Annotated in this window: 14 protein-coding genes; 6 read left to right on the top strand and 8 right to left on the bottom strand. The window is 62.1% G+C overall.

Going from position 1 to position 16636, the window contains the following annotated elements:
* Nucleotides 1–3640, bottom strand: a 3640-nt coding sequence (locus IB266_RS30285) for a DUF6531 domain-containing protein (protein ID WP_192264425.1), incomplete at its 3' end; no start/stop codon positions are given.
* 637 nt (nt 3641–4277) lie between these two features.
* Between IB266_RS30285 and IB266_RS30280 the strand changes: the two genes are divergently transcribed.
* From IB266_RS30280 to IB266_RS30255, 6 genes are all read left to right on the top strand, one after another.
* Nucleotides 4278–4901, top strand: a complete 624-nt coding sequence (locus IB266_RS30280; protein WP_072410388.1) for a CDP-alcohol phosphatidyltransferase family protein — start codon at nt 4278–4280, stop codon at nt 4899–4901.
* Between the two features lie 11 nt (nt 4902–4912).
* A complete protein-coding gene (locus IB266_RS30275; protein WP_192264422.1) occupies nt 4913–6670 on the top strand; it encodes a bifunctional alpha/beta hydrolase/class I SAM-dependent methyltransferase in 1758 nt (585 codons plus the stop codon).
* Nucleotides 6670–8013, top strand: a complete 1344-nt coding sequence (locus IB266_RS30270) for a phosphatase PAP2/dual specificity phosphatase family protein (RefSeq protein ID WP_192264420.1) — start codon at nt 6670–6672, stop codon at nt 8011–8013. Before IB266_RS30275 ends, IB266_RS30270 begins: the two co-directional genes overlap by 1 nt.
* Entirely contained in the window at nt 8003–8458 is a 456-nt protein-coding gene (locus tag IB266_RS30265) for a hypothetical protein (protein ID WP_072410401.1), read from the top strand. Before IB266_RS30270 ends, IB266_RS30265 begins: the two co-directional genes overlap by 11 nt.
* A gap of 89 nt (nt 8459–8547) precedes the next feature.
* Nucleotides 8548–9168 (top strand): lysophospholipid acyltransferase family protein, encoded by a 621-nt coding sequence (locus IB266_RS30260; protein WP_003205972.1) that lies wholly within the window; start codon nt 8548–8550, stop codon nt 9166–9168.
* A gap of 1 nt (nt 9169) precedes the next feature.
* Nucleotides 9170–10102 carry a phosphatidate cytidylyltransferase gene (locus tag IB266_RS30255; RefSeq protein ID WP_060740439.1) on the top strand — a complete coding sequence of 311 codons (933 nt, stop codon included), beginning with the start codon at nt 9170–9172 and terminating at the stop codon, nt 10100–10102.
* 189 nt (nt 10103–10291) lie between these two features.
* Here the strand turns inward: IB266_RS30255 and IB266_RS30250 are convergent, their stop codons facing one another.
* The 7 genes from IB266_RS30250 to IB266_RS30220 form a co-directional block, all read right to left on the bottom strand.
* Nucleotides 10292–11449, bottom strand: a complete 1158-nt coding sequence (locus IB266_RS30250; protein ID WP_192264418.1) for a glutathionylspermidine synthase family protein — start codon at nt 11447–11449, stop codon at nt 10292–10294.
* Nucleotides 11450–11461: 12 nt separating this feature from the next.
* Entirely contained in the window at nt 11462–12166 is a 705-nt protein-coding gene (locus tag IB266_RS30245) for a DUF1190 domain-containing protein (protein WP_192264416.1), read from the bottom strand.
* Between the two features lie 19 nt (nt 12167–12185).
* A complete protein-coding gene (locus IB266_RS30240; RefSeq protein WP_060740436.1) occupies nt 12186–12614 on the bottom strand; it encodes a DUF350 domain-containing protein in 429 nt (142 codons plus the stop codon).
* Nucleotides 12615–12629: 15 nt separating this feature from the next.
* Complete coding sequence (locus tag IB266_RS30235) at nt 12630–13292, bottom strand: DUF2491 family protein (protein ID WP_192264414.1); 663 nt, start codon at nt 13290–13292, stop codon at nt 12630–12632.
* Nucleotides 13279–14313 carry an ion channel gene (locus tag IB266_RS30230; protein WP_192264412.1) on the bottom strand — a complete coding sequence of 345 codons (1035 nt, stop codon included), beginning with the start codon at nt 14311–14313 and terminating at the stop codon, nt 13279–13281. The genes IB266_RS30235 and IB266_RS30230 overlap by 14 nt, the downstream gene beginning before the upstream one ends.
* Nucleotides 14314–14681: 368 nt before the next feature.
* Nucleotides 14682–15380, bottom strand: coding sequence for a PspA/IM30 family protein (locus IB266_RS30225; protein WP_003185899.1), 699 nt, complete (start codon nt 15378–15380; stop codon nt 14682–14684).
* Between the two features lie 22 nt (nt 15381–15402).
* Nucleotides 15403–15984, bottom strand: a complete 582-nt coding sequence (locus IB266_RS30220; RefSeq protein WP_003205989.1) for a YjfI family protein — start codon at nt 15982–15984, stop codon at nt 15403–15405.
* Nucleotides 15985–16636: the final 652 nt, after the last annotated feature.

Below are 16636 nucleotides of genomic sequence, written 5' to 3'. Positions count from 1 at the left end.
CCGGGTCGTGGCTGAAGTGTTCCGGCGGTTCGCTGTGGGAAAAGTCGATGCGGGTCAGGCGATCCAGCGGGTCGTACTGGTAGCGGCGGCGGTTTCGCTGGTCGGAAAGGCTCTGGAGGTTGCCCCGCGGGCTGTAGGCATAGTCGCGCCAGAACAGTTGCTGCTGGGGGTTCTGCCACACGGTCTGGGCCTTGAGGCGGCCCTGTTCGTCGTACGTGTAATCACTGCGCAGCAGCCCCTGCTGGCGTTGCCGTTCGCGGCCGCCGTCAACCCGGTGTTCGGTCAGGCGTGCGCCGTTGAGGTCGATGGCAGTCAGCGCGCCACCGGGGGCGTGGTGATAGTCGAGCTGGCTGTCGTCCGGCAGGCGCAAGTGGTTGAGGCGCCCGCAGGCATCATAGCGATAGCGCAGGGTGCCCCAGCCCTGATGCTCCGTGACCAGCCGATCCTGGGCATCGTATTCGAAGGCCAGCGGCTGATCGCTGCCGTCGTCGACGTGGATCAGACGGCCCAGTTCGTCGTAGCGATATTCGATGGCCTGGCCGTCGGGCAAGGTCTTGATCCGCAGCCGCCCGGCCGCGTCACGCTGGTACCGGGTGACCCGTTGCGAACCGTCTTCGCCGTGCTCGGTTTTTTCCTGCAGGTGGCCGTTGAGGTCGTAGGCGTAGGCGGTGCGTTGGCCGTCGAAGCCGACTTGCTGTCGGATCAAGCCGTTGGGCGTGTAGTCCAGCTGATATTTTTCGCCGGATTCGTTTTCGATCTCGGTCAGCAACAGCCGCGCCGAGTCGTAGCGGTACTTCAGCTCGCTGCCGTCGGGGTTCAGGCGGCGGCTGACCAGGTGCAGGTCGTCGGCGTATTCGTAGCGGGTGGTTCGGCCCTGCTCGTCGCGCTCGGCGATGACCTTGCCGTAGGCGTTGTAGCTCCAGGCCCGGGTCGCACCGGTGGGCAGGGTGACTTGCAGCAGGCGGCCGACGGCGTCCCATTGGTAGTGCGTGAGGGCGCCGTGTTCGTCCCGGCGACTGAGTAAACGTCCCAGGGCGTCGTAGGCAAAACACCGCCGACCGCCGTCGGGCAGGACCTCTTCGGTCAGTTGGCCCAGACGACTCCAGGTGAAACGATGCTCACCACCGTCCGGGTCATACCGGGCCAGCAGTTGCCCATGGGCGTCGTAGGCATATTCCGTACGCTGGCCATCGGGATCGATGCTCGCGATCACATCGCCCCGGGCATTGCGGCGGTAGGTCCACACGGCCTTGCCACGGGACCGGGCGTGCAGGAAACCGTTGCGGTATTCGTAGGACGTCGGCGCTTCGTCCGGCGGAATCAGCGCCACCAGCCGTCCGACGTCGTCGTAGCGGTATTCGCTGACCGCCCCCAGCGGGTCCTGTTCGGCGATCAAGCGGCCCTGTTCGTCGTAGGCCTTGAGGTGCTCGCCGCCGTCGGGCTCGACCTTGCGCACCAACCGCGCCCGGTCGTCGTGGACATACACTTCCTGGCTGCCATCCAGGTGCCGGACCGTGACACGGCCGTCCTCGCCCCAGGTGTAGCGGCCGTCCATCTGCGCGAAGGAGGCCCAATGCCGTACACAGCGGGACGCCGGCCCGACGCCTTGCCACTCCCAGTAGAAACTCGCCCCGCCGGCCAGTTGCCGCTGGAGGATGACGTGCTGGTCGTCGTAGTCGTAGCGTTCGCTTTCACCGGCGGCATTGGTCGCTTCGATCAGTCGGAAACGTCCGTCGTAGCGGTAGGACACCAGCGTCTGCTCGGTCCGCCAGGCTTCGTCGAGGGTGAGGGCCGGATGGAAGCTCTGGTAGTCGACGGCGACCAGGTGGCGCTGTTCGTAACGCAGGCGCAGGGAGCGCCCGGCGCCGTTGTCCAGGCGGCTGATGTCGCCGTGGATGTTGCGCTGGACGGTCAGGCGGTTGTCGTAGCGGTCACTGAGGGCGATCAGGTGGCCGTCGCGAAAGTGCAGGAACGGGGCGTTTTCCCCGGGCGGGGCGATGATCAGTTCGTCCGGCGCGGCCCCCAGGTAGATCGCCGCCCGGGCCAGGCTGTTGTGGATCGCCGGACGCTGGGTGGTGGGCAACGGAAAGATCGTGCAGCGGTTTTCCTGGTCGACCCAGGTGATCTGCTCGCCGTCGAACTCCAGGCGATGGGCCAGGGCATGGCTCCAGCCGCGCCCGAGGCCGACATCCAGGGCGACGGCGCTGGTGCGGTACAGCCGGGTGAAGACGAACGGCAAGCGCCCGTCGAGGGTGCCGTCGTCCAGGGTCAGCAGTTCTTCGCCGGTGACCATCGACACCGGGCAGCCGCTGGTCTGGGTCTGGGCCGCGGTGTCGGCGCTGTCGCCGTTGGGGTTTTTCGATTGGGCCGGGACGTCGTCGTGGGGTTCGTGTTCGCTCAGGCGTGTAGACGGCTGGGATTTTTCCCGCGCCACAGCGGCCGGATTGCTCACAGACAATGGCGCAGAGTGTTCCGGGGTGATGTGCAAGGGTCCGACAGGCGTCGGTTTTAAAGGTGCGCGTTGACTGACCACCAACGGTTTGAGCACATCGGCATGTTGATTGAGCCGGTCGGGGGTGAGTTGGCCCAGTCTCAGGCTCGATGCCAGCAACCATTCCCGGGCCCGCTCCGAGCGGACCCGGCCCAATACGTTACCGCTCATGCGCAGACCCAGGCCCAGCCCCCCGGTCAAACGCATCAGCAGGAAATTGATCAGTACCGAGGCGCGCAGCTCTCCGACGACTTCGGCCGCGTACTGAGGCGGCAACATCCGCAGCCAACTGGTGAACGCGGCCACGTGAACGAAGAGCAACGGCTCGTCGCTCAACACCATCAACCCTTTGGCAATTGCCTCGGAGGATGCCTTCAGTAGCTGTTCAAGCTCGGCTTGAGTCAGGTACTCCAACAGTTTTTCGCTGTTGGCCTGCAGATCGGCCAGCAGCCCGAAAACCTGCTTAACGTCGTCCCAAAGTTGATGCAGGGCGTTTTTGAAACCGCGCCAATCAGCCTGCTGCAACACGTCGTAGCGTTGAAGAAACCCGGCGTCGGAAAATTCCGCCCACAGTGGTTGAAACTGCTCCCACTCCGCTTTCAGCCAGCCCTCAAGTTCGTCGATCACGCCTTGGTAAGACGCATACAACGCCTTGACGTGATCGGCCGTGACATGGGGGAAAAAGGTGATGCGATAACGCTGGCCTCGCCAACACTCAGGCACTTCCAGGATGCCGCTGGGGCCGATCACGCGATGGATCGGCTCGCCGAAAGTTTCCTTCCCCGGCGTGCCATCGATGACCGGCTCCAGCATCACCGGTGTGTCGCCAATCGGCACGAAACGCGCCGCCTGGAACATGTGCACCAGCGTCAGTGGCCCTTCCGCCGGGCAAGCCACCACGGCGGCACTGACGGGTTTGTCCAGGTTCTTCGGCGCCGCCAGGGACACCTCGTTGCCGACCTTGAACACTTGCTCAAGATCCAGCGCCCAGCCGGCCCAAAAGCTTTCAGCCCAGGCGTCGTAGTCGTTCAGGCAGGTTCGAAAGTCCTGGAAAACCGCTTCGACATCCGGCTGCTCGGGGTCCATGGCCGCCATCACCAGCGAACCAATGACGTTGCCCTGGGCAAGGATTTTGTCGTAGTCAGGCATGCAGGCAGCTCGCGGCGTAGGAGTGGGCGCGAGACTCTGCCTGCGATGGCGAGGGAAATAAGTCAGGGAAAGAGGGGATGGATGTAGGGCGATTCGCTAAATTCAAACGCTTGGCGTGCGAACCCCGCCGATGACTATAGATGCCACGACATGAGCATGCAGATGGTCAGCAGGTTGAAGGTCATTTGTTTGATGTGCCGCCATCGCGAGCAAGCTCGCTCCCACAGGGGGATTGTGGTGGGGGCGGGAATGCGTGAGCTGCTGTTCTCACAGGCGCTGGTTAATTTAAGGCTGTATGAATCATTGTGGCGAGGGAGCTTGCTCCCGCTCGGCTGCGCCGTAGGAGCTGCCGAGTGAAACGAGGCTGCGATCTTTCCAAAACCAATTGAGTATCAAGCGAAAGACCAGATCAAAAGATCGCAGCCTTCGGCAGCTCCTACCGCACCCCAGCGGGAGCAAGCTCCCTCGCCACGGGTCTGTGTTTTTTCAATTTTCCGGAGTGTCTTGCGCAAATAAATGCGCGAATAGATGCCTACCCGCGCTCATTCTCGAGAAATACCCGCCAGCAACCCCTCAACCTATCGTAATCTCGCATCTGTATAAGCCCAGCCCCGCAACCGGCCGAGATCTTCCCCCGATGCCCTCCATCTACCAACTCAAGCCTGCCTTTCAAAACCTGCTGCGCCCCATGGTTCAACGCCTCTACAACAACGGGGTCACCGCCAACCAGGTCACCCTGCTCGCGGGTATCGTCTCGGTGTTGGTGGGGGCGGTCATTGCCTGGTTCGCCAGCCATCCGTGGATTTTCGTCCTGGTTCCGGTCTGGATGTTCCTGCGCATGGCGTTGAATGCGGTGGATGGCATGCTGGCGCGGGAATTTGGCCAACAATCCCATCTGGGCGCCTACCTCAATGAGCTATGCGATATCATCGCCGACGTTGCCCTGATCCTGCCTTTTGCCTTGTTTGCCGATACCAGTCTTCTGCTCGTGTTGTTGGTCACGCTGTTGGCGCTGTTCAGCGAATACGCCGGTGTGCTGGGGGCGATGGTGGGGGCTTCGCGGCGGTATGACGGGCCGATGGGCAAGAGTGACCGGGCCTTCGTGTTTGGCGTGTTGGCGACCGGTATTGCCCTGGGTTGGCTCGGGACGCTCTGGATAAATGGTGTGATGGCGGTGGTTGCCGCCCTGCTGGTTTATACCTTGGTCAATCGGGTGCGTCATGGCCTGGGCCAGGTGAAGGAAAACGCTCCCTCAGCATAAAGGAACTTGCAATGCGCGAAGCCCAACACCGGACATTCACCACCCACGATGGCGTGGAACTGTTCTACCAACACTGGCCGGCTGTCGACGCGGCAGCGGGTGAACCCCGCCAGGCTGTGTTGTTGTTTCATCGTGGCCATGAGCACTCCGGGCGCATCGCGCACCTGGTGGATGAGCTGGACCTGCCCGGGTTCGACTTCTTTGCCTGGGACGCCCGTGGCCATGGCCAGTCGCCGGGTGAACGGGGCGACAGCCCGAGCTTCGCCACCAGTGCGCGGGACGTGCAGACGTTCTGCGATCACATCGGCACGGCGCATCAAATCGACGAAGCGAACATCGCCGTGGTCGCACAAAGCGTCGGCGCGGTGATCGTGTCCACCTGGGTCCACGACTACGCGCCGCGCATTCGCTCGCTGGTGCTGGCGTCGCCGGCGTTCAAGGTCAAGCTCTACGTGCCGCTCGCCCGTCCAGGCCTGGCGCTGATGCGCAAGTTCCGCGGCAATTTCTTCGTCAACAGCTACGTCAAGGCGAAATTCCTCAGCCATGACCCGGAGCGGGTGGCGTCCTACGACAGCGATCCGTTGATCACCAAGGCCATTTCGGTGAACGTGCTGCTGGGCCTGTACGAAGCCGCCGACCGCGTAGTGGCCGATGCCCAGGCGATCCAGGTGCCGACGCAGTTGTTGATCTCCGGCTCGGACTTCGTGGTACACCGCAAACCCCAGGAGCAATTCTTCGAGCGCCTGGGCAGCCTGCACAAGGAAAAGCACATCCTGCCGGGCTTCTTCCACGACACCCTGGGCGAGAAGAACCGTGCGCCAGCCGTTGCCAGTGCGCGCCGCTTCATTCTGCAAAACTTCGCCCGACCGCTGGACCGCCCTTCCCTGCTGGACGCCGATCGCCTGGGCGCGACCTGCGCCGAAGCCGAAACCCTGGCCACGCCGCTGCCCCACAACTCGCTACGCGACCTCTACTGGCGCATGACCCGTGTCAGCATGCGCTTTGGCAGCAAGTTGTCGGCCGGGGTGAAGCTGGGTTTCGACACCGGGTTCGACTCCGGCAGTACCCTGGATTACGTCTACCGCAACCGCCCCACCGGCACCTCGGCGCTGGGCAAGATGATCGACCAGAACTACCTGAACTCCATCGGCTGGCGCGGCATTCGCCAGCGCAAGCTGAACGTCGAGGAACTGCTGCGCCTGGCGATGGCCGAGTTGCGCGCCCAGGACCGCGAGGTGCGCATCGTCGACATCGCCGCCGGCCATGGCCGCTACATTCTCGAAGCCCTGCAAGGCGTCAGCCCGTTGCCCGAGTCGATCCTGCTGCGCGACTACAGTGACATCAACGTGCGCGATGGCAGTGCGCTGATCGTTGAAAAAGGCTTGGGCGATATCGCTCGATTCGTCAAAGGTGATGCCTTCGACCGCCAGGACCTGGCGGCGCTGGAACCCAAGCCGACCCTCGCCGTGGTGTCGGGCCTGTACGAGCTGTTCGCCGACAACCAACTGGTCGGCGGCTCCCTCGCGGGCCTGGCCGAAGCCGTGGAGCCTGGCGGTTTCCTGGTCTACACCGGCCAGCCGTGGCACCCGCAGCTGGAACTGATCGCCCGTGCCCTCACCAGCCACCGCGCCGGCCAGGCCTGGGTGATGCGTCGACGTACCCAGGCGGAAATGGACCAATTGGTTGAGGCGGCGGGCTTCCGCAAGATCACCCTGCGGGTCGATGAATGGGGCATTTTCAGCGTTTCGCTGGCGCAGCGAGTGCAGTAATGAGCGCCGTCATCGCTCCGGCCCGCGAACCCGCACTGCTGAAACCGGCAGTGCTGTGGCTGCTGTTGTTGGCGCCGCTGTTCTTCACTACCTACGGCTTCGCCACCTGGGTCACTTCCCAGCGTGACGACGTCGGCACGCTGGTGTTCGCCTGGGAAACCCACATGCCGTTCATGGCCTGGACCATCGTGCCTTACTGGTCGATCGACCTGTTGTACGGCCTGTCCTTGCTATTGCCCAGCAGCCGTGACGAACTCAAGCGCCACGCCTTGCGCCTGCTCACGGCCCAGGTGATTGCGGTCAGTTGCTTCCTGCTCTGGCCGTTGCGCTTCACCTTCCCCCGGCCGGAGATGGATGGTGTGTTCGGTTGGTTGTTCGAGGTGCTGGCGGGTTTCGACAAGCCGTTCAACCAGGCGCCGTCGCTGCACATTGCGTTGCTGGTCATCCTTTGGGTCTGCTATCAGCGGCATTTGCAGGGGGTCTGGCGTTGGCTGATGCACGGTTGGTTCGCGTTAATCGGCGTGTCGGTGCTGACCACGTATCAACATCACTTCATTGACCTGCCCACGGGCGCGTTGGCCGGTTGGCTGTGTGTCTGGTTGTGGCCGCTGGATCGACCCAGTCCGCTGCTGAGTGCGCGTCTGGCGGCGGATCCTGCTCGCCGACGCTTGGCCTGGCGTTATGGGCTGGGCGCGGCGGTGCTGTTCATTCCGGCGTTTGCCTTGGGCGGCGCATGGCTCTGGCTGATCTGGCCGGCGGTCGCAGTGCTCATGGTGGCGCTGAATTACCTGGTGTTCGGCGCCGACGGTTTCCAGAAGCGTGCCGATGGGCGCTTGAGTCCGGCAGCGCGCTGGTTGCTGGCGCCTTATCTGGCGGCGGCGTGGATCAATTCTCGCGGCTGGACGCGCAAGCATCCGCAGCCCGACCAGGTGGCGGATAACGTCTGGCTGGGGCGAATCCCCACGCCGATGGAATTGAAGGACAGTGCGTTTACCGGCGTGCTCGACCTCTGCGCGGAACTGTCCATGGACAGCACGGGCGTCGCCTATCGCTCATTGCCGGTGCTCGACCTGACGGCGCCGACCGCCGAACAATGCCTGAACGCGGCAGAAGCTATCGAAAGCCTGCGCCAGCACGGGCCGGTGCTGGTCTGCTGCGCCTTGGGTTATTCGCGCAGCGCCACGGCGGTGGTGGCCTGGCTGCTGCACAGCGGCCGGGCGGCGAACGTTGATGCGGCGATCGTGCAAATCCAGCGCGCCCGACCGCGTATCGTTTTGCATGCGGCGCACCGTCGGGCGCTGGAGCAATTATCCACAGCACAGGGGCATGTCCATGATCAGTGATATGGAGCTCCACACCGTGGCGAGCCTGTTGCGCCGGGGTCATTCGCTGGACCAGCTGTCCACCGGGCTGACGCTGCTTGGGGCGCTGCTGGGGTTGGGGCAGTGGCTGGTGGGCGTCATCGATCCGTGGTTGTTGCTGTTGAGTGTGGCGCTACTGGTGCTCGGCGTGCTGGAAAAATACTGGGCGCTGCGCGTGGCGTTTGACGCCGATCTGTTCCAGCGCATGGCTGACAGCACCCAGTCCCTGGCCGAACGCACCTATACCTTGGATCAGGCCCTCACCGCGCTGGGCCTGCAACCGGCCGCACGCGCCGGCCGTCTCTGGACCGAACGCCGGCACGGCGCGTTGTTGCTGCTGCGTCGACAGTCACGCTTATTGGCCGTACAAGTCGTCCTGGTGCTGGGCTTCATCCTGGCCAGTCCCTGGTTGGCTTCAAGTATCTAGATAGGCTTCTGTGGTGGGGGAGCAAGCTCCCTCACCACAGCTGTTAAAGATTGCGTCACTACCCGAACTTCTCAGGACAAGGAATCTTCATGTTCGAACCCGTGGTCGCCAACCTCATCACCTCCGCCGCCCGCATGGTCACGGGCGCTCGCAGCCTGTGGCTCGGCTGCGCGCCGACGCCGGTGCAACGGATCTACTTCGCCAACCACAGCAGCCACGGTGACTTCGTATTGCTCTGGGCCTCGCTGCCGCCGGCGCTGCGCAAGCTCACCCGCCCGGTGGCGGGGGCCGACTATTGGCAGACCAGCCCGGTGCGTCGCTACATCATCAACCGGGTGTTCAACGGCGTGCTGGTGGACCGCGAGCGCAAGGATCCTTCCTACAGCCCATTGCAGCCGATGCTCGATGCGCTGGAAAACGGCGACTCGCTGATCATCTTCCCGGAAGGCACGCGCAATCCGGAGGAAGGCCTGTTGCCCTTCAAGAGCGGGATCTATCACTTGATGAAAAATCACCCCGAGGTCGAGGTGATCCCGGTGTGGATCGCCAACCTCAACCGCGTCATGCCCAAGGGTCGTGTGCTGCCGCTGCCGCTGTTGTGCACCACCAGTTTCGGCGCGCCGCTGTGCATCGAAGAAGGCGAAAGCAAAGAGCAATTCCTTGAACGCAGCCGCGCCGCGCTGCTGGCACTGGCCCCGGAGCACGTCTGACATGGATCGATATACCCTGATGTTGTTTGGCGGGATCGGCGCCATCCTGGTGCTGGCTTCGTTGATCGGTTTCATTCTCAGGCTGAAAACCCGCGGCGCGCCGAACTCGGTGATCGATAACCTCAACGCCCGGATCAATGCCTGGTGGATCATGGTGCTGGTGATCGGCGTGGCGTTCTGGCTCGGCAACGCGGCGGTCATCCTGTTGTTCTACGCCGTGTCGTTCTACGCCCTGCGTGAATTCCTCACCCTGACACCGACCCGGCGCAGTGACTACCCGGCCCTGGTGGCGGCGTTCTACCTGGCGCTGCCGCTGCAATACCTGTTGATCTACTACGACTGGTACGGGCTGTTTTCGATCTTCATCCCGGTGTATGTGTTCCTGCTGCTGCCGATCCTCGCGTCCCTGGGCGGCGATAGCACACACTTCCTCGAGCGCGCCTCCAAGGTCCAGTGGGGCTTGATGATCGCGGTGTTCTGCATCTCCTTCGTCCCGGCCCTGCTGACCCTGGACATCGCCGGTTTCGAAGGCCGCAACCTGTTGCTGATCGCCTACCTGGTCATCGTGGTGCAGCTGTCGGATGTGTTGCAGTACGTGTGCGGCAAGCTGTTTGGCAAACACAAGATCGCGCCAAACCTGTCGCCCTCAAAAACCGTCGAGGGCTTTGTCGGCGGCATTTTCCTGGCCTCGCTGATCGGTGGCGCGCTGTGGTGGATCACGCCGTTCAATCCGTGGCAGTCGTTCCTCATCGCCTTGCTGATCAACCTGCTGGGCTTTGCCGGTGGCATCGTCATGTCGGCAATCAAACGCGACCGCGGCGTCAAGGACTGGGGCCACATGATCGAAGGCCACGGCGGCATGCTCGACCGCCTGGACTCGGTCTGCTTCGCCGCGCCGATCTTCTTCCACCTGGTGCGGTACTGGTGGACCTGAGCAAAGTCTTCGGTGAACACCTGAACCTGTGGGAGCACAGCCTGGGGGCAGGTACTCACCCGTCCCTGTGGGAGCAAAGCTTGCTCGCGAAGCAGCCGCCTCGGTCAGTCAGAAAAACCGCGTCGCCTTCGTCGCGGGCAAGCCTTGCTCCCACAGGGAAGCACACAGCACCTGGGGGACTTGTGGCGGTCAGTCGAGGATCAGGTGCGGCAGGAACCGGCTGGAATCCTTGGTGATCAGGCTGTTGTCTTCCCGCACGCCAATGCCGGCCGCCTGGTCGCCAATGACCCAGGAGCCGATCAGGGTGTAGCTGTCGTCAAACTTCGGCAGCGGCGCGAATTCCTGGAGGATGAACGGCGCGTCGGTGTAGGGGCCGTCTTCTTTTACAATCAAGCCATCAACGGTCTGCAGCTCGATGTTGGCGCCTTCCCGGGAAAAGAACGGCTTGCGCACCCAGCCCTTGGGCACCGCTTTGCTGGTGTCGGTATCCAGGTGAGCCGCGAGCAGGTTCGGGTGGCCTTTGTTGAATTCCCACAGCAGCGGCAGGATGCCTTTGTTCGAGATGATCGACTTCCAGGCCGGCTCGAAAAACTGCGTATCACACTGGGCAATCGCCGCACCAAAAGGCTCGTGAAAGATGAACTCCCAGGCATGCAGCTTGAACAGGTGTGGAATCCAGCGCTCTTCCAGGTCGACGAAACGCCCGTCACTGTTGAGGCCGATGTCCTCGATATCGATGTGCCGCGACTCGATGCCGACTTTTTCCGCGATCAGGCGCAAGTAGTCCGTGGTGCCTTTGTCTTCGATTGAGTCTTTCATCGAGGCGAAATAAAACGGCTGGGTGAGCTGCAACTGGGCGAAGGCCTGATGCAGCTTGGTGTCGATGCTGTTGAACTGGTCGGCATGGGCCGGCAGCGTGCCGCGCTCGATGCATTGCTCCAACCAACCCCACTGGAACGCCGCCGCTTCGTAGAGGCTGGTCGGCGTGTCGTAGTTGAGTTCCAACAGCTTGGCCGGGCCACTGCCGTTGTAGGAGAAATCCATGCGCCCATACAGGTGCGGGTGGCCTTCGAGCCATGAAGTGCGCACCAGGTCGAAGAACGGCGCGGGAATGCTCAGGCGCTCCAGCAATTCTTCGCTCTGGACCACGCGGGCCACGATGTCCATGCACATGTCATGGATCTCGGTGGTCGGGTCTTCCAGGTCGTCCTCGATCTGCTTGAGGGTGAACTGGTAGTACGCGCTTTCGTCCCAATAGGGTTCGTCGTCGATGGTGTGGAACAGAAAGCCGAGCTGCTCGGCGGTCTGCTTCCAGTCAGGACGCTCTGCGCAATGGATCTTCTTCATGGCACTGGTTCCTCAACCGCCGGAGCTGCTCGAACCGCCCCAACCGCTGCGGGCGCTGGACTTGCTGCCGAAGCCGCCACGGGAGGTGGATGAGGCAACGGACATCGGCTTGCTGCTGGACTTGATGGAGTCGGTGTAGCTGCCGTATCGCGCCTGGTTGGACCTGGTGAACGTCGAGCCTGTCGATACCCGCTGGCTGAGCGTGGAGGAGCCGAAGCTGCCACGATCATCGCGGTAGCGGTAGACCGGCTCGGAGAAATAGCTGTTGCGGTTGCTGCTCAGCATGTTGCCGATCAGCAATCCGGTCAGCAGGTTGCTGAAACCTCCACCGGTATTCATCGCTTCCGAGGCCGGCAATTGGGCCTTGGCGGCGTCCACTTCGGATTGCGTAACCTCGCCCTCGGCACTCAGCTCGAAACCACCCAGCTTGGGGATGAACTTGCCGGCGGAGTCCTGCTGGCACCAATCGGGGACAAAGTCGGCATCGCAATCGGCCTGGTTGTCGTACACCGGCGCAATGCGGCGATGCTCCGTCATGGCAGTCATGTAGGCGTCAGCGCAAATGTCTACCGGCAGCTTTTCATCGACACATTGCTGCACGGACTGGAAGTTGTACTTCTTTTTCAACTCGTAGGTTTTTTCCGTCGGCCCGCAGCCGGATATCGCCATGGCGACCGACGCGGCCAGCGAAAGCTGGACATACTTGCTTCGTTTCATCGCGTTCTCCGTGGCGCAATCAGTTCGTGGACGGCGTCATGCACGCGGCGTTCAACAGGCCGACGCTGATGGCCACGGCGGCGATGTAGATACCGGCGGCGATTTCACCCTGCTTGATGCGCGCGGAAGCGCCCTTGAGCACCAGGCTGGTCACCAGGAACGCCAGCAACTGGACGACCGCGGCGATCACCGTCCAGACGACGAAGTCCAGCATGCTGATCGAGTAGGCAATCACGTTGCTGGCCGGGATGGCGAAACCAATGAGGGCACCGCTCAAGGCGATCGCCGCAGCCACGTTGCCCGAGCGGATCAGTTCGAACTCTTTGTGGGGCGTGACATGGATGTAGATGAACTGGAACAGCGCGAACAGCACGGCGGCGCCGAGGATGTACAGGGCGAAGCCGAACACGGCGGCCTTGTTCAGGGAAATGGAGAGCGCTTCAAGCATGGACTTCTTCCTTATTCAAAGAGTGTTCAGGTCAGTGGTGTACAGCGAAATACCCAGCGAAGTGCTCAGGCTGACGGTGCCTTCGGCGTCCTCTTCGACGGAGAACAACAGGAACTCCCGGCGATCCGTCAGGCCGGTGTCGCGGGCGTACAGCATCGAACGGTGCTCGACGCTGTAGGACTCATCCGGATTGCTCACGCGCTCGCTCAACGTCACCAATTCTGTCTGCCCCGCCTCGGTGCCCCATTCGCGGCTGTACTCGACGCCGTCGTGGGTGTAGGTCGGCAGGCCGATCAGGCTTTCAGGGCCGGCCAGGCGACGCAACTCCGCTTCGCTGTTGATCGTGACGTAGCTGAGGTAGTTGAACAGGATCACCGACTCGACCTGCCCGGCGATGTCGCCGCTGGTGTGCACTTGCAGCCAGTAGTCTTCGTCGTTCATGTAGCAGCGCGACAGCCAGTTCGATTGCCCGAGGTCGACAATGCCCAGGCTCCAGATCTGTTGGGAACCCGGGATGACCACGGTGCTGTTGCCGTCGAGCAACAACTTGAGCGTGGCATCGAACATGACCTGCTTGCCGGAGGCCAGGCCCAACGGCCCGGTGACGGGCGCGCCCTGGCTGGCTGTGGTGTTTGCGTTCGGGGCCTCGAGCCCCATCAACTGTTTAAACCACCCCATGGGAAATTTCCTTGAGTCGCGTGGAGGCGATGTAGAAGAGTTCTCCGCCCACGACGCGGGTGGTGCCGGGCGGGTTGATCGCTGGGTGACGGGCGCCCTGGGCGCGGTAGCCGATCAGCGTAGCGTTGTGCTGCTCTTTCATCCGGGTGTAGAGCTCGCCGAACGTCGCTTCAAACGCCTCGGGCAGTTTCATCAGGTACTGGGTGGCGCCCTCGCCCACACAGAGCAACTCATTGATGACCACTGACGAGCCCGGGTCCTGGGAGGCCCGCACCAGCATTTCGATGGCCATGCTGGAGGTGCATTCCAGGCTTGGGGCATAGGCGCTGGCGAGGGCGGCGATTTCGCTGTCATTGAAGTGGGCGACCACATGCCCGGCAGGCCCCAGTTGATTAACCGCCAGTACGGTGGCCAGGGTCAAGTCGTCGGAATGGGTGCGCACCAGCACGCGTTCGGCACCCGGCACGCCAGCGCGCTGCAGCAGTGCGACGGAGGACAGGCTGTCGCCCTTGATGAAGGACGCCTTGCCGGGCATGGGGTTTTCTTCGAGATCGCAATCGCAGATGACGATCAGGTTGTCATTGGAGGTTTCGTCCTGCAGCAGCAGGTCAATGACCCGTTCGCTGGAGGCGCCCTCCCAGCCGATGAGGACCGTGTGGCCGACCTTGCCGGTGAAATCGCCTTTGCCCTTCATGCCTTTTCTCCAAACATCGATGACGCTGCTGGTGGTTTTGCCGATGACCGTCGTCAACAGGGCAATGCCCCCGAGCATGATCCAGGTCGCCACGAAAATTCGCCCGGCGGATGTTTGTGGCAACAGATCGCCATAGCCGACGGTGAGCGTAGTGGTGAGATAGAAGTAGATAAACGTGGCGGCGGCGATGAGGTGTTGCTCGCCCAGCAGCACCAGGCCGATCCAGGCCGTGGACAAGTGCACGCCCAACGCAATGGCCAGGCCCGCCCAGCCGAACCGATGGAAGAAGGACGATGCGTACGAGCGCAACAAAAGGAAAATCGACATTTCGTCCCTGACTCCGTGGGGCTTCGTTCCTGGCGGGATCATCGCTCTGGCGTGTGAGCGCTCGAACGTAGTGGCCGGACAGCATTAAACCTGTTGCGGCGCTTGGATAAAAGTACCTGCGTCACAATTAAATCCAGGAGCGCCGGACACTATTGTGGCGAGGGCGCTTGCTCCCGCTGAGCCCTAGAGGCTGTGTAGGAGCTGTGTAGGAGCTGTCGAGTGCAACGAGGCTGCGATCTTTCCCCAAACACTTGAATCCCAAGCGAAAGATCAAAAGATCGCAGGCTTCGCCAGCTCCTACAAAGTCGAGCGGGAGCAAGGCCACAGGTTTTGTGCTCGGCCTGCCTTGATTGTTCAGCCCGAACAGATCACTCAGCCGATTTTTTCTTCAGGCGTTCCAGGATCGCATTGGCACTGCCTTCGTTCGGCGTGATGCCGGCATCGCGCAGCTTGCGTTCCAGGTCGGAGCCGGTCGAAGCCTCGGCCAGTTCGTCCTGGGCCTGCAGTTCAGCGGCACGTTGCTGTTGCTTGGCCTGCAGGCGGTTGAGCGTACCGACGGCGGTTTCCAGCTTGCCATTGGCGCCACCGCTGGCGATGGAGGCACTGACCTGGGCCTTCTGCACGCTTTCGCGGGCCTTGGCCATGTCCACTTGCTGACGCAGGCTCTTGATGCGGCTTTCGGCCTTGGTGATGTCCTTGCGCATGTTGTCCGCGTAGCCGCCGAATTCGGTCGCGTGCTTTTGCTCGGCGTCCAGTTCGTTGGTCAGGGTCGAAATGGCTTCGGCCACTTCCAGCGCCAGGTCTTCGCGGTTGGCCTGGATCGCGGCCAGGGCCTTGGCTTCCAGGTCCTTGATCTTGGCGTTGTATTCGCCGACGCGATCGGTCGCCAGCTTGTGTTTGGCCATGATGGTGACCAGCTCACGCTTGGCATTGGCCAGCGCGCTGTCGGCATCGCGGATTTCCTGGTCGAGGATGCGCAAGGCCTGTTGGTCGACGATCGATTCGCCGACTTCGTTGGCACCGCCACGCAGGGCGGTGAACAATTTGCTCCAGATGGACTGAGTCATTGGATGGTTCCTGTTCGGCGAATTAGATGAAGAAGCGTTCGAACGCTTCGCTGGCGCGCTGGACGTTGTCGACGAGGGTTTTGACCTCGGTGACGACGTTGGTCAGGCTGGAGTCGGAGCTCAGCGCGCCGAACATGTTGTAGACGACCTGTCCGTTGGGCATGGTCTCGATGCCGATGGACGACAGCGGGAACATTTCCCGGCTGCGCAACACGGCGTCGTTGAAGGCCGCCACGTCGCTGATCGACTCGACATCCACCAGGACGGTATCGACGATGATCTGGTCGCCCACGACTGCGATGTAGATCGGCAAGCCACCGAAGTCATTCATTTCCAGCTTGATGCTGGACTCGGAGCCTTGGACGAGGGAGAGAGTGATGTCGTTCGCGACCACTTCGTCCAGGGCCTGAAGGGCGCTGTAGAGGCGATCGATGTTCCAGTTATTACCTGCGCTCATGTAATCCTCCGACATGAATGAGCCAGCCAGAATCGGTTGGCGTAGCTGTTTCTCCATTTGCTTGAGCAGGCTTCGGTTTTCGGGAAGCACCCAAGTCTCGTGTTTCACATACCCGGCGGCACTCAGGCCCGCACGCATCTGCTTCATGTAGAAGCTCGACGGTTTTTTCGCGGAGGGTTTGGCGCGCTCTCCCGTGCGGCTCGCTGAATCGGTCACAGACCCGTCAGGCGGATCTGATGGAGCGCTGGTTGGCATGGTACTGACCCCACTGTGAAAAACTCACGCGTGAGAAACACTACAGGTAGTTTCAAAAGCCCACAATAGCTCACGCGTGAGTTTTTTATTTGTCACAAATGCTGACGCCCCCTGTGGGAGCGAGCTTGCTCGCGATAGCGGTTTATCAGTTTGCAGAGATGCTGGATTTACCGACGCCATCGCGAGCAAGCTCGGCTCCCACAGTTTTTTTTGAGCGTTCAAAGATCAGGCGTCCACCATCGATCCTCTGTGGGAGCTGAGCTTGCTCGCGATAGCCGTATATCAGTTTGCAGAGAGGCTGGATTTACCGACGCCATCGCGAGCAAGCTCGGCTCCCACAGTTTTTTTTGAGCGTTCAAAGATCAGGCGTCCACCATCGATCCTCTGTGGGAGCTGAGCTTGCTCGCGATAGCGGTTTATCAGTTTGCAGAGATGCTGGATTTACCGACGCCATCGCGAGCAAGCTCGGCTCCCACAGTTTTTTGAGCGTTCACAGATCAGGCGTCCACCATCGATCCTCTGTGGGAGCTGAGCTTGCTCGCGA

This window comes from Pseudomonas sp. Pdm06 (assembly GCF_014851795.1).
GTDB classification, from domain to species: domain Bacteria; phylum Pseudomonadota; class Gammaproteobacteria; order Pseudomonadales; family Pseudomonadaceae; genus Aquipseudomonas; species Aquipseudomonas fluorescens_AA.
This window is presented reverse-complemented; position numbering and strand designations above follow the sequence as displayed.